This window comes from Dyadobacter fanqingshengii (assembly GCF_023822005.2).
Classification (GTDB): Bacteria; Bacteroidota; Bacteroidia; order Cytophagales; family Spirosomataceae; genus Dyadobacter; species Dyadobacter fanqingshengii.
Genome location: NZ_CP098806.1, coordinates 1,068,784 through 1,083,717, shown reverse-complemented (window position 1 = coordinate 1,083,717; position 14,934 = coordinate 1,068,784). Strand labels below are relative to the sequence as shown.

10 protein-coding genes are annotated in these 14,934 nt (G+C 46.7%); 7 read left to right on the top strand and 3 right to left on the bottom strand.

Going from position 1 to position 14,934, the window contains the following annotated elements; all coding sequences use genetic code 11:
- Positions 1-903 (bottom strand): tyrosine-protein phosphatase, encoded by a 903-nt coding sequence (locus tag NFI81_RS04265; RefSeq protein WP_234613892.1) that lies wholly within the window; start codon positions 901-903, stop codon positions 1-3.
- A gap of 85 nt (positions 904-988) precedes the next feature.
- Between NFI81_RS04265 and NFI81_RS04260 the strand changes: the two genes are divergently transcribed.
- Positions 989-3,820: a TonB-dependent receptor gene (locus NFI81_RS04260; protein ID WP_234613893.1), complete on the top strand. Its 2,832-nt coding sequence runs from the start codon at positions 989-991 to the stop codon at positions 3,818-3,820.
- Positions 3,821-3,890: 70 nt separating this feature from the next.
- Positions 3,891-4,976, top strand: coding sequence for a phytase (locus NFI81_RS04255; RefSeq protein ID WP_234613895.1), 1,086 nt, complete (start codon positions 3,891-3,893; stop codon positions 4,974-4,976).
- On the opposite strand, the gene NFI81_RS04250 is transcribed toward NFI81_RS04255, so the two are convergent.
- Both NFI81_RS04250 and NFI81_RS04245 read right to left on the bottom strand, forming a co-directional pair.
- On the bottom strand, positions 4,964-5,524 hold the full coding sequence (locus NFI81_RS04250) for a hypothetical protein (RefSeq protein ID WP_234613897.1): 561 nt from the start codon (positions 5,522-5,524) through the stop codon (positions 4,964-4,966). The two genes, NFI81_RS04255 and NFI81_RS04250, sit on opposite strands and share 13 nt — an antisense overlap.
- 78 nt (positions 5,525-5,602) lie before the next feature.
- Positions 5,603-6,199, bottom strand: coding sequence for a Crp/Fnr family transcriptional regulator (locus NFI81_RS04245; RefSeq protein ID WP_234613898.1), 597 nt, complete (start codon positions 6,197-6,199; stop codon positions 5,603-5,605).
- A 132-nt stretch (positions 6,200-6,331) separates the two neighbouring features.
- Here NFI81_RS04245 and NFI81_RS04240 point away from each other — a divergent pair, with 132 nt between their 5' ends.
- The 5 genes from NFI81_RS04240 to NFI81_RS04220 all read left to right on the top strand — a co-directional run bounded on the left by NFI81_RS04240 (position 6,332) and on the right by NFI81_RS04220 (position 14,916).
- Positions 6,332-7,579 (top strand): PQQ-dependent sugar dehydrogenase, encoded by a 1,248-nt coding sequence (locus NFI81_RS04240; RefSeq protein ID WP_234613900.1) that lies wholly within the window; start codon positions 6,332-6,334, stop codon positions 7,577-7,579.
- A 115-nt stretch (positions 7,580-7,694) separates the two neighbouring features.
- Positions 7,695-8,825 carry an AI-2E family transporter gene (locus NFI81_RS04235; protein ID WP_234613902.1) on the top strand — a complete coding sequence of 377 codons (1,131 nt, stop codon included), beginning with the start codon at positions 7,695-7,697 and terminating at the stop codon, positions 8,823-8,825.
- A gap of 344 nt (positions 8,826-9,169) precedes the next feature.
- A complete protein-coding gene (locus NFI81_RS04230; protein WP_234613904.1) occupies positions 9,170-10,252 on the top strand; it encodes an efflux RND transporter periplasmic adaptor subunit in 1,083 nt (360 codons plus the stop codon).
- 28 nt (positions 10,253-10,280) lie between these two features.
- On the top strand, positions 10,281-13,487 hold the full coding sequence (locus tag NFI81_RS04225) for an efflux RND transporter permease subunit (RefSeq protein WP_234613906.1): 3,207 nt from the start codon (positions 10,281-10,283) through the stop codon (positions 13,485-13,487).
- Positions 13,477-14,916: a TolC family protein gene (locus NFI81_RS04220; RefSeq protein WP_234614897.1), complete on the top strand. Its 1,440-nt coding sequence runs from the start codon at positions 13,477-13,479 to the stop codon at positions 14,914-14,916. Before NFI81_RS04225 ends, NFI81_RS04220 begins: the two co-directional genes overlap by 11 nt.
- The last annotated feature ends 18 nt before the right edge of the window (positions 14,917-14,934 follow it).

Sequence of the window (14,934 nt, the reverse complement as noted above, 5' to 3'; positions counted from 1 at the left end):
TCAATAGGTGAACTTATTAATTAGCTGCGCTCTTGTTTTCTGATCGATGCCCAACTGGTTTTGAATAAAAGAATCCATGCCGCCGTATTTTTTATCAATAGTATCAAATGTGGCATTGATAAAGCCTTCCTCCACGGTGGTTAAGACCTCCACTGCTTTGAGATCCATGTTGCGCTTGATGATCTTGCCCATTTTCGCTTTGCCCAATGTCTTTTCAGTTTGGGCGTTGCGATAGTAATTGGACAGCAGATATTCGTTCACGATCGTTTCCCGATCCACATTCAGTAGGGATAAAATCAGTGCAGAAACAATCCCTGTGCGGTCCTTTCCCGCAGAACAATGATATAAAACAGGCTCATCCGAAGCAGTAATGCCTTTTATGATGTCCCGCAATGCACTCACGTTCACGGAAACCGCATCTTCATAGAATCGGGTCGTCATGTCTCTTGCCATCGCTTCCGAAATCTCACCGTTGATCACTTTCTTTTTCAGCTGGGCAATTTCGCCCTCATTATCCGCCACGGTTGGCGTGTGAAGATATCGCACATTCGGCGGCAAATGATCTTCCTTGCCCCTGATTTCATGATTCGTACGCAGGTCATACACATGCGCAATGCGCGTGGCATTAAACTTTGCAAACTCGTCTTCATCCAGTTCGGCCAAATTACCCGAGCGATAAATCTTCCCCAAACGAACGGTTTTCCCATCCCTGGTTTTAAGTCCGCCAATGTCCCTGAAATTGAGCGTTTTGCTGAAAGGGATATGTCTTTTAGCCAAAATCGCAGAATCCCCAGCTTGCATAAGCTGATGGTAAGCCGATGTCCCATCATGGTTTTCTGAAACGCTTACCTTGCAGGAAGCAAGGGCAACAACGGCTATAAATATGTAAAACGTCTTTCTCACGTTGCAAAATAATAATTTCATAACACTTAGCTGACACCCTGATAACATTAGTCGCTGACTTTTGCAGATTACTAAAATCAGGCTGATGAAGAAAACATTACTACTACACTCAATCTTACTATCGTTGATCCTGTGCGCACCAACCATTACTTTCGGGCAAAAAGCGGTGATTTCAGGTAAAATCATGGACGAGCAGAAGTTATCCCTTCCGGGCGCGACCGTCAAAATCACTCCCGGTAACCAATACACGATCTCCGACGTGTACGGTAAATTTGAATTTCTGAATGTTACCCCAGGCACTTATCAGCTGGAAGCGACTTATATGGGTTACCGTAATTTCTCACAAAACATTACTGTGGAAAGCGGCGGGGCAGGATCCTTTGAGCTGATCATGGAAGAAGGCGGACTGGACATAAACGAAGTGGTCGTTCTGGGCGACCGGCTGAAAGGCCAGGCGAAAGCGCTTAACCAGCAGCGAAACAATGATAACATTACCAACATCATCTCGTCGGACCAGGTAGGCCGGTTCCCGGATTCGAACATCGGCGATGCATTGAAACGGGTGCCGGGCATTACCATGCAAAATGACCAGGGCGAAGCCAGGAACATTATAGTACGCGGACTGGCGCCGGAGCTCAATTCGGTGACTTTGAACGGGGACCGCATTCCATCCGCAGAGGGTGACAACCGTCGTGTGCAGATGGATCTGATCCCGTCGGATATGATCTCGACCATTGAAGTGAACAAAACACTGACCCCGGATATGGACGCGGATGCGATTGGTGGCTCGGTAAATTTGGTAACCCGCGCGGCTCCCAACAGCCAGCGGATTTCGGCTACTTTGTCCTCCGGCTTCAACCCGATCCGCAGCAAAGCATTGTATACGGGAGGTTTTGTTTATGCCAACCGTTTTGCCAAAAAGGCGATTGGAATGGTGCTGAGCGGTTCTTATAACAACAACAATTACGGCTCGGATGACGTGGAAGCGGTGTGGGCAAAAGATGATTTCGGCAATGTGTTCATCAATGAGACCGATATCAGAAAATACGACGTTCAGCGGATCAGAAGAAGCCTTTCGGCTGCATTTGATTTTAAATTAGGCCAAAATCATACCATTACTGCGAACGCCATGTACAACTGGCGCGACGACATTGAAAACCGCTACCGCCTGCAAATCGACGACATTGAGCCTGTTTATGACGATAACGATAAAATCACCGGTTTTGAAGGCCGCGTAGGACGACAAACCAAAGGCGGCATTGATAACAATAAAAACAAAGGCGGCCGTCTGGAGAGACAAACTGTGCAGAACTATTCGGTTCGTGGTGACCATTTGCTTAGCCCCAAGGTGGATCTGGATTGGTCTGTAAGCTATTCAACTGCAAGCGAAGACAGGCCGAACGAACGTTACATTGGCTTCCGGGAAGGTGGTAACACGCTCACTTACAACGGCGATTCGCGTGCGCCGCTTGTGTCGCCGGTCGGGCTGGACGCAACGACCTTGGGTTTACATGAAATTACAGAAAACCATGACTTTACCGAGGAGACCGAACTGGGTGCAAAGCTTAACCTGCGTTTCCCGCTTTCCATGATCCCTAATCAAAAAGGCCGGATGCGTGTAGGCGCTCGTTTGCGGCTTAAAACCAAAGACAGAAACAACAACTTTTTTGAATACACGCCTGTAAATGAAGACGATATCGCAACAATTGGTGACGCTGGAACCGTAAACTGGCCCGGCAAGAAATTCCAGGCGGGATCGCATCTGGTACCCGGTCTGTTTGCTTCCAAAGGCTTTTTAGGCAACCTTAATCTCAGCAATACGGGCCAGTTTGAAGCCGAATCTGTTCCGGGAGAATTCCTCGGGGCCAACTATAATGCAAAAGAGAACATTGTGGCAGGTTACGTCCGTTTTGACCAGGATTTCAATGAAAAACTGTCCATGATCATTGGTGCCCGGTTTGAAAACACCTCCATCAATTACACCGGGAACATTATCGAAGATGAGGAAGAACTGGCAGGCGCGCGTTCGGTCGAGAACACTTATCTGAATGTGCTGCCCAGCGTTTCGTTCCGCTATAATGCCACGGACAATTTTATCCTGAGAGCAGCAGCAACCACGGCGCTGGCGCGCCCGAATTACTACGCCCTGGCTCCCTACATCAGCATTATCCCGGGCGACCAGGAAATTTCGGCTGGTAACCCCGATTTGAAAGCCACCTATTCCTGGAATTTTGATTTAATGGCAGAGAATTATTTTGAGTCGGTGGGTCTGATTTCAGGAGGTGTTTTTTATAAAAATCTTAAAAATTTCATCTACACTTACCGCAACCAGCAATATTCGCAAGCTGACTTCACAGCCGGTTTCCCAAGTGTTACCAACCCGATTTCGGCAGGACAGCAGTGGGACTTTTTGCAATCGAGAAACGGTGATAATGTCAATATTTTCGGATTTGAACTGGCATTCCAGCGGCAATTGGATTTCCTTCCGGGCTTTTTGAAAAACTTCGGGATTTATACCAATTACACATTTACAAAGTCGTTTGCAGACGGTGTGTATAACGAAGATGGTCATGAAAGAACAGACGTTTCACTGCCCGGAACCGCGCCGCATATGTTTAATGCGTCGTTGTCCTGGGAAAACAAACGCTTCTCTGCACGACTGTCGGCCAATTACACGGCGGCCTACCTGGACGCACTGGGCGGCGAGGACTTTGATGATATTTATTACGACAAACAGTTTTTCCTGGATGCCAATGCGGCTTACAAAATCACCAAAAACCTCCGCCTGTTTGCCGAGGCCAATAACCTGACCAACCAGCCGCTGCGTTACTACCAAAGCATTTCAGCCAGGACGGTTCAGGCGGAATATTACCGCCCAAGGTTTAATTTCGGCTTGAAGTTCGACATGACCAAGTAACAACATTTGATATCCATGTAGGCCGTTTCCAGCACGGGAACGGCCTGTTTTCATCATAACACCAATAAAAATGCGTTCCCATTCCATTGTTTTTTTGCTTGCAGCTTTCAGTTTTATCGCTTGTAACCGCCAGTCATCGGAGCAATCCGGCAATGATACTACCGATTCAATTACAACAGATTCAACCATCATTCAACCATTCATTGTGACGGATTCCGTCGTGCATGACACGGACGATCCGGCCATTTGGATTAATCCCGACGATCCTGCCAAAAGCCTGATCTTGGGCACGGATAAAGATGCTGACGGTGGTTTGTATGTGTTTGACTTGGCGGGTAAAATTCAAAAAGACAAGTTTGTCAAGTTGAAACGCCCTAATAATGTGGATATCGCTTACGGGCTGATGCTTTCGGGCAAAAAGACAGACATTGCCGTAGCCACAGAAAGAGAAGCGAACAAGATCCGGATTTTCTCACTGCCCGACATGAAAGTGGTAGACGCGGGCGGCATTGAAGTTTTTAAAGGCGATTCATTGCAGGCGCCCATGGGCATTGCGCTTTACACGCGCCCCACAGATAAGGCGATATTCGCCATTGTGGGCCGAAAAAGTGGCCCGACGGAAGGTTATTTGTGGCAATACAAGCTGTCAGACGATGGGAAAGGCAATATAAAGGCGGACCTGGTCCGGAAGTTTGGAAAATACAGCGGTAAAAAAGAGATAGAATCCATTGCAGTAGACAACGAAATGGGCTATGTATATTACTCCGATGAACAGGTAGGCGTCCGCAAATATTATGCAGATCCCGACAGCAGCAGCAAGGAACTGAAATTGATCCCTAACAAAGGTTTTACGGAAGACAACGAGGGAATTTCTATTTACAAAACCGGCCCTGAAACAGGTTACATCCTCGTTTCGGATCAAGGCGCGGATAAATTTCACATTTTCAAAAGAGAAGGAACAAAGGCAGATCCGCACGCCCATGAGCTTGTGAAAATTGTTAAAGTAGCAGCCCACCAGAGCGACGGTTCCGACGTAACCAATGTTGCCCTATCGAATGATTTTCCGAAAGGACTTTTGGTAGTGATGTCAGAAGGAAAAGTTTTCCATTATTACAAATGGGAAGATATTTTGGCTCCTTCATCTCAAAACCGGTAGCCCAGATGTACAGTGGGGAAAAGAGACCATTTTTTTTGCTCGTAACGCTGGTCATTTTCCATTATGTCCGCAGGATCCAGTGTATTAATCAATGCTACCCAGGGCACAAGGTAAAGCCCTTTGTATTGATTCTCTTTTTTTCCAAACATAAAACGATAACCCGTTCGTAATCCAAGCATTATACTCTCTGCTTCCTGCCTGACCGCAGTATTTTTCAAACCCATTCTGTCTGTCCCGTAATCAGATTGGAGACCAAGAAAAAAGCCTTTGTTGGCCCGGAAAAGATAATCGGCCTTGATGCCGAAGCCGGAACTCTTAACAGAAAACTGCTCATTTTCCAGCGCAAATTTCGGTTGCTTTATTCCAAAAACACCCGCGTCAAAACGCACGTGGCCTAATGTATAGCCCACATGAAATGAGTAACCATTTAAAATGTAGGCAATCGGGTCGGCTTCGAGTTCAAACCGGTTGGCTGACGGCTGCTTCTGGGCAATGCTGTTGAAGCAGGTTCCCAGTGTTAGTAGGAGAATTTTCACGATCGTTTTCATAGCTCATCTGTTTGTTGTACAAATGCAAAACTATCCGTTGCCCTTCGGTTTAGCGATTAACAAAAGATAAGAAACGATCTACGACCTCGAAATCCTTTTGCGTATGCGACTCAGCGACACCGGGGTTATACCCAGAAAAGAGGCAAGAATGTATTGCGGCACGCGTTGTAACAGATTTGGATAGTGCTGGGCAAACAACTCGTAACGCTCCTGCGGGCTTGACAGAATGTAAGACGAAAGCAGCCGCTGCGCCGAAATAAACCGCTGTTCCATCACTTTGCGCATGATAATGTTGGTTTTAGGAACCAGATTGTAAAGTCGTTCCAGGCCGTCCCTGGTCAGCACAAGTAAGGAGCATGGTTCCAGCGTTTCGAGATTCTGCGTGCTTGGTATTTGCTGGACAAAACTTTCCAGACAGCTGGCAAACAGGTTTTCTGAGAATATGAAGGCCGTAATCTGGTCATCATTTTCTGTGGTGTAATAAAGCCTCGCCAGGCCGGTATGGATAAAATATATCTCGTCTGCAACCTGACCTTCCCGTGTCAGCATGGTCTTCGCATCCACTTTTTTTTGGATAAAGAATGTTTGAAAAATCGCCCATTCTTCGTCCGAAAGCGGAACTAGTTTGTCCACAATAACCCTTAGCTGCGCGTACATTTCCGGCTCATTTGCCATTTTCCATGATATTTTTTGAAAGATATTCCTTTATTTTTGATCCTAAAACACATCTTTACCGTTATCCAGATTGTGTATTCGTAAAAATAAGTCATCCCAAAATCTCATTTCGAAACCTCTAACTTAAAACAAATGACTAAAAGTATTCTGCTAACCCTGGCCGGGGCAGCTTTTGTGATCGCTTCTTGCCAAAACAAATCATCTGAAAATTCGGATGCTGCGGAAAAAGACAGCTTGGCAACAACGGCATCGGGCACTCCTGTCGAAACTCAAAAGGCCAATTCAGATTACAAACCTTCTTTTGAGGGCCAGACTAGGATCGGCGGCGTAAAATCCACCACTGCCTATGAAGGCAAAGTTTTATTCAGCGACCTCAAAAATCCATGGGGCGTTACCACATTACCGGATGGCCGATTGATCATTACCGAAAAAGCAGGCACCATGCGCATTGCCACCACCGACGGCAAAGTAAGCGCACCGATCACCGGGATCCCGGCCGTCAATTCAGAAGGACAGGGTGGTTTGCTGGGCATCCGGGTTGATCCTGAATTTGCCAAAAACAGAATGGTTTACTGGGTGTTTGCCGAAACGCGTCCGGGCGGTAACCTTACTTCCGTGGCCAAAGGAAAGCTCTCGGCCGACGAGAAAAAAATTGAAGGTGCAGCCGTTATCTACCGCGCTACGCCTGCATTTCCAAGCAACCTGCATTACGGGGGAAGGATATTATTTGACAAAAAAGGCGACCTGGTTATCAGCACCGGCGAGCGTTCTGACACTGTTTCCAGGCCACAGGCGCAACATTTGAATTCCAGTCTTGGAAAGGTGATCCGCATTACGAAAGACGGGAAACCGGTTGCAGGTGGCCCATTTGAAGGCAAATCTGGCGCGAAACCGGAGATTTATTCTTACGGACACCGCAATGTACAAGGACTGGCATTCCACCCGGTTTCGGGCGACCTTTGGGAAGTAGAATTCGGGCCAAGAGGTGGCGATGAGCTCAACCGCATTGAGGCAGGTAAAAACTACGGATGGCCGACCATTACTTACGGAATTGAATACAGCGGGAAGAAAATCGGTGACTCTATTCAGGTGAAAGAAGGCTTGGAACAACCTGTTTATTACTGGGACCCTGTGGTTTCGCCGAGCGGTATCACTTTTTACAGCAGCGATAGCATCCCTGAATGGAAAAACAACCTTTTCATCGGCGGATTGAGCAGCATGCACATTTTGAGGCTGGTGATCGAAAATAACAAGGTTGTAGGAGAAGAAAGGCTTCTGGCCTCCGAAGGACAGCGTTTCCGCGACATTACAGAAGGCAAGGACGGCGCGCTTTACGCAGTGACCGACCAGGGCAGACTGTACCGCATCTATAAAAAATAATAAGAATTGATAAAAAAGCGGGCGTTGGTTGAAATCACCAACGCCCGCTTTTTTTGTACATGGCATGGGCATGGTATTTTATATATTTGAATTGTAAGATATCTTCTCCATAATCATGATTAAATTTTCCGATAGTCTCCGTAGTCTTAATCTCGCTGCATCTCTGCTAAGCCTGGTTTTGATTATTGCATTATTATATGTGCTGCAAGGCGTTTTGATCCCGCTGCTGTTTTCCATTCTACTTGCCATTTCGCTGTTTCCCATTACGCGCTTTTTTGAGAAGTTCAAGCTGAACCGCGTAACCGCATCGTTGCTTTCAGTTTTAATAGCGATTGTGCTGATCGGAAGCCTGGTATGGTTTATCGTTCACCAGGTTATTGTGATCGGCGCCAATGGAAACGACCTTCAAATTCGCTTTATGCACATTCTCGAGACCATCCAAAAATGGGTTACAATGCGTTTTGGAATAGAACAAGGGGAAATCACGAAGCAGATCACAGGCTTTTCAAACCGGGTTATCGGCAATGCGGGCGTTATTATCAGCACTGCTTTTGGTTCTGTCGGCGGCATTCTTGCGGGCGTCGTGGTGGTTCCATTGTTCACGTTTTTCCTGCTGTACTACCGCGATTTTTTCCGTGAATTTTTCTTTCACGCCTTTGCATCTACATCCAAAGAACTGGTTAGTGATGTGCTGGACAAGATTTATTATGTTGTGCAAAGCTACCTTGTTGGACTGGTAACCGTTATGGGCATTGTGGCCATCCTGAATACGGTCGGGCTTCTTGTTTTGGGCATTCCTTATGCCTGGTTCTTTGGCATTCTGGCATCATTGTTAATGTTGCTTCCCTATATCGGCATTGCGATTGGTTCGGTGCTTCCGGCATTGTTTGCACTGGCAACGAAAGACAGCGCGTGGTATGCTGTGGGCGTTGTTGCCTGGTTCCAGGTTGTCCAATTTCTGGAAGGTAACTTCCTGACTCCCAACATTGTCGGCGGAAAAGTGAGTATCAACCCGCTAATGGCATTAATAGGCTTGCTTTTGGGCGGTATGCTGTTTGGCCTGGCCGGATTAATCCTGGCCATTCCCATTACGGCGGTGTTAAAAGTAGTTTTTGACGCAATCCCATCCATGAAAGCATACGGATTCCTGATCGGCGAACCCGAAAAATACCACCTCAAACGCTTCTCTGGCAAGATCATTATGAAACGCTGGAAAATCAACCAAGCTCCAACAAACCAGGAATAATTCCACCTTAAAGGGCATAATTACTTCCTGGTCTAGCCAGGTTTGCCGAAAATGAGATATCCGCACATTGTCAAATGCCACACCAGCCTGTGGCATTTTTTATTTTAATGCCTTTTTAACTTGCTTTTAACTTGCTATTAACGGTAATGTGCTGTTTTTGTATCGGTATTAGTTAAATCCAATTCTACAAAAATAGAAACCCTCTTTTTAATGAAAAATGTGATGCTATTCGTGATGGTTAACATCTTATCTCACAGAAATTTCATAATTCAGGAATTGCGATTTGATTCAATATCAGACAAAACATGCCTAGTAAACCATATTTATCAAATAGCAAAACCATCATGAAGAGAATTCTCATGGTCCTCAGTTTGTGTGCGACAATGTTCCATACAGGTTGTGAATCCAAAAAAGAAGAAAAGGAAGAGGAAGTTAAATTCCTCGTAACAAGCCCCCTGCAAAAAGACACTTTGGTAACCAAAGAATATGTAAGCCAGATCCGCGCGATCAGCCACATTGAGCTACGCGCTTTGGAAAGAGGTTATTTGCAAAATATCTACGTGGACGAAGGGCAGACCGTCAAAAAAGGGCAGTTAATGTTCAAGATCATGCCGATGCTTTATCAGGCGGAACAACAAAAAGCGCAGGCAGAAGCCAATTTTGCAGAAATTGAATTCAAAAACACCAAGTCGCTGGCTGATAGCAATGTAGTTTCCAAAAATGAGCTGGCACTAGCCAAAGCCAAACTGGACAAAGCAAAAGCAGAACTTGGACTGGCTACAACGCACCTTGGCTTTACTGAAATTCGCGCGCCATTTAACGGCATCATGGACCATTTCCAGGTAAGGCTGGGAAGTCTTTTGGACGAAGGCGACTTGCTAACCACATTATCCGACAACAGCGAAATGTGGGTTTATTTCAATGTTCCCGAAGCAGAGTATCTGGACTACAAAGCCAATGAAGCCACAGCCGGTATGCTGAATGTGAACCTCCGCATGGCCAATAATCAAATGTTCCCGCACACGGGATCAGTGAAAACGATTGAGGCGGATTTTAATAATGAAACAGGTAACATCGCTTTTCGTGCCACGTTCCCGAATCCCAAAAGACTTTTGAGACACGGAGAAACGGGTAACATCCTGGTAACCGTCCCCATGAAAAACGCATTGCTGATCCCGCAGAAAGCCACTTTCGAAGTGCTGGAAAAGAAATATGTGTATGTGTTGGATAAGGAAAATAAGATCCGTTCGAGAGAAATCCAGATTGAGGCTGAGCTTCCGCACATTTTCGTCGTAAAATCCGGTTTGAAAGCCGATGACAAAATCCTTCTGGAAGGTTTGCGTCAGGTGAAAGAGAACGAAAAGATCCACTCCACATTCGTGAAGCCTGATTCCGTTATCTCCAATCTAAGTCTTTACGCCGAATAGTCAGGTATCTTAAAAAGCACAAAAAGACATGTTCAATCAATTCATCAGAAGACCTGTATTTGCAATCGTGATCTCGATCATGATCGTATTTATAGGCATCCTGGCCATTGAGAAATTACCCATTTCCCAATTTCCGGACATTGCCCCTACAACAGTAAACATTTTCATAGCCTATCCCGGCGCGAGTGCCGATGTATTGGTAAAATCAACATTAATCACGCTTGAACAGGCCATTAACGGGGTTCAGGACATGCGGTACATTGCTACCGATGCAACGAGTGCGGGGGAGGCGACGCTCAGGATCATCTTCGAGCCCGGCACCGACCCGAACGTTGCCGTAATCCGGGTAAAAACCAGGGTGGATCAGGTAATGCCACTTTTACCAGAGCTGGTTCAGCGCGAAGGGGTTATCATTTCGCCAGTTCAGCCTAGTATGTTGATGTATGTCAATTTGTATTCCAAAGACAAAAGCATCGACGAAAAATTCCTTTTCAACTACGCAACAGTAAAAATGATCCCCGAAATCCAGCGGACAAAAGGGATTGCTAGAGCGCAAATATTGGGTAGCCGCAGATACGCAATGCGTCTCTGGCTGAATCCCGAGCGTATGCGTGCCTACAACATTTCTACTGAGGAAGTAATGAAAGCGGTGGGCGAGCAGAGTATCGTGGGTCGTCCGGGCCGTATCGGGCAAAGTTCCGGTATTGCAGCCCAGTCGCTGGAATATGTGCTTACGTATAAAGGTCGTTACGATAAGCCGGAGGAATACGAAAATATCATCGTCCGCGCCAATGCGCAAGGCGAAAGCGTTCACCTGAGAGACATTGCCAAAGTGGAGCTGGGGTCTGAATTCTTCGATATTTATTCCAATCTCGACGGCCATCCTTCTGCGGCGATTGTTTTGCGCCAAAACTATGGTAGTAACGCAAGCGACGTAATTGAAGAGGTGAAGAAAAAGCTGGATGTGATGAAAGAATCCTTCCCTCCTGGGGTTGATTACAAGATCAGCTATGACGTTTCGCAGTTTTTGGACGCGTCCATTGAGCAGGTTATCGACACATTGCGCGACGCATTTATCCTTGTTGCCCTCGTGGTGTTCATATTTCTTGGCGATTGGCGCTCTACTTTGATCCCGATCCTGGCCGTACCGGTTTCGCTGATCGGGGCATTCTTTGTCATACAGGCATTCGGGCTTTCGATTAACCTCATAACGCTTTTTGCGCTTGTACTTGCGATCGGTATTGTGGTCGATGATGCGATTGTCGTCGTCGAGGCCGTCCATGCGAAGTTTGAGGAAGAGCCGGGGATTTCCCCATTTAATGCGGTGAAAAAAGTTCTTGGTGAGATCAGCGGAGCGATCATTGCGATCACAGCCGTTATGGTTTCGGTTTTCCTTCCGATTTCATTTATGTCCGGTCCGGTAGGAACATTCTACCGACAGTTCTCGATCACAATGGCTAGTTCTATCGTGATCTCGGCGCTTATCGCTCTTACGCTTACGCCGGTTTTGTGCGCCATGTTATTGCAGAATCATCATGGACATCCGAAGAAGAAAAACCTCCTTACCAAAGCGCTTGACGGTTTCAACAGAACATTTGACAAGCTGACAGGGAGATATGTAAGCCTGCTGAAAAGGATTGTTAGCCGCAGAGTGGTTACCTGGGTTGTGTTGCTGGGCTTCTGTGCAGGGATTGTTTTTGTAAACAAAATTTTACCCGCAGGTTTTATCCCAAATGAGGATCAAAGCACGATTTATGCCATTATCCAAACGCCTCCGGGTTCTACTTTGGAAAAAACCAATGAAGTTTCCCGCCGTCTTCAAAAAATATGCGAAGAAGTCGAAGGAATCGAATCGGTGTCATCATTGGCAGGTTACGAGATCATGACGGAAGGCCGCGGTTCCAATGCAGGAACTTGTCTGATCAACCTGAAACCATGGCACGACCGCAAGCAGAATGTGAAAGAGATCATGGAAGAACTTGAAAAAGAAACGCGCGGTCTCGGTGCGGTCGTTGAATTCTTCGAACCACCAGCGATCCCAGGTTTTGGTACATCCGGCGGTTTCTCCATGCGTCTTTTGGATAAAACATCGGATACAGACTACGCGGAATTTGATAAGATCAATAAAAAATTCATGGAGGATCTGGCGAAACGTCCTGAGCTAACGGGCTTGTTCACATTCTTTGCGGCGAATTATCCGCAGTATGAATTGCAGATCGATAACCAGCTTGCGATGCAAAAAGGCGTGTCAATCGGAAAAGCGATGGACAACCTGAACATAATGATCGGTAGTACATACGAACAGGGTTTCACGAGGTTCAACCAGTTCTTTAAAGTGTACGTGCAGTCTGACCCGAGTTTCAGAAGGCTCCCCTCCGATCTTTTGAAATTGTTTGTAAAAAATGACGCAGGTGAAATGGTGCCTTACTCGTCCTTCATGACATTGAAAAAAGGTCAGGGCCCGAACGAGATCACGCGTTTCAACTTATATAATTCAGCTGCGATCCAGGGACTTCCTGCCAAAGGTTACACCACTGCGGATGCTATTCAGGCGATCCGGGAAGTGTCGGCCAAGACATTGCCACAAGGTTACGATATCGCTTTTGAAGGTCTTTCTTATGACGAATCGATCCGTGGAAATGAGTCGCTGGTTGTGTTCGCGATTGTATTGGCGTTCGTTTATTTTGTATTGGCAGCGCAGTATGAAAGCTTCATCATTCCGTTTGCAGTTGTGTTATCGCTGCCGGTTGGGGTGTTTGGTTCATTCCTTTTGCTCAAATTAATGGGCCTGGAAAATAACATTTACGCACAGATCGGCTTGATCATGCTCGTCGGGTTATTAGGTAAGAATGCCGTACTGATCGTAGAGTTTGCCGTTCAAAAACGAAGTCAGGGAGAAACGATCCTGAACGCCGCCATTGAGGGTGCCAGAGTGCGTTTCCGACCAATTTTGATGACATCATTTGCATTCGTTGCAGGTTTGATCCCATTGATCATTGCAACCGGTGCCGGTGCCATTGGTAACCGTACAATCGGTGCATCTGCTATGGGCGGAATGCTTTTCGGGACCATTTTCGGGGTGATTATCATCCCCGGATTGTACTACATATTTGGCACATTAGCCGATGGCCGGAAAATGATCAAAGATGAGGAGGACGGCTCGCTTACCGAACAATTTGTACACGCAGTCGACATATTCCCTCACACTCAAGAAACGCAAAATGATGAGCAATAAAAGAATATTGACCTGGGTTGGGATCACCATCAGTGCCCTGACTTATACCGCGTGCAACGCGCCTTCACAGGTTCAGCGGTCACCGAATAAAACACTATCAGCTGCCTACAACGGGCAGGCAGCTGACTCAACCGCTAACGCGGGCAAGCTGAAATGGAAGGATTATTTCACTGATCCTCAGTTGGCTGCCTTGATTGACACAGCTTTGAATAACAACCAGGAGCTGAACATCACCTTGCAGGAAATTGAAATATCCCGCAACGAGATCCGGGCCCGCAAAGGAGAATATCTGCCTTTTGTGGGTTTAAGAGGCGGCGCCGGTATTGAAAAAGCGGGACGTTACACGCAAGTTGGTTCCAGCGAAGCCACCACGGAAATCAAGCCGGGAAGGGAAACGCCAGAGCCGCTGCCGGATTTCGTCGTAGCCGCCTATGCGCGCTGGGAAGTGGATATCTGGCACAAGCTGCGCAACGCGAAAAAGGCTGCCGTGAACCGTTATCTGTCTTCCGTAGAAGGTAAAAATTTCATGATGACCAACATTGTCTCTGAAATCGCCAACTCCTATTACGAGCTGATCGCGCTGGACACGCAGCTTAACATTGTAACCCAGAACATTGAAATTCAGAACAATGCACTGAGAATCGTTAAAATGCAGAAAGAAGCGACGCGGGTGACCGAGCTGGCTGTGCGCAGGTTTGAGGCGCAAGTGCTGAATACGCAAAACCGCCAGTATGCAATCCGTCAGCGGATTGTGGAAACCGAAAACCGGATCAACTTCCTTTTGGGAAGATATCCGCAACCCGTCTTGAGAAACAGCCAGAATTTCGAGAATATGCTTCCTGCGGTTATTCATGCGGGTATTCCATCGCAATTGATGGAAAACCGTCCGGATGTTAGGCAAGCCGAGCAGGATCTGGAAGCTTCAAAGCTGGATGTTATGGTTGCAAGAGCAAATTTTTATCCTTCGCTAGGGCTGAACGCATCTGTGGGTTTGAATGCTTTTAACCCGATTTACCTGGGCAATATTCCAAAGTCTCTGATGTCCACATTGGTAGCCGATCTGGCTGGACCGCTGATCAACAAAAATGCGATCCAGGCCACTTACAAAAGCGCCGATGCACGGCAAGTCCAGGCTATTTACAACTACGAAAGGACTGTTTTGAATGCTTATATCGAGGTTGTGAACCAGTTGTCGAACATCAACAACCTGCAACAAAGCTACGAAACCAAAACCCGCGAAGTAGCAGCACTGACCGAATCAACCAACATTGCCAACCGCCTCTTCACATCAGCCAGAGCCGATTACATGGAAGTGCTTTTAACCCAGCGCGAGGCATTAGAATCCAGGTTTGATCTGATCGAAACTAAAATGCAGCAAATGAACGCAACGGTGAATATTTACCGGGCTTTGGGTGGCGGCTGGAATTGATTTATCAAATATCATATC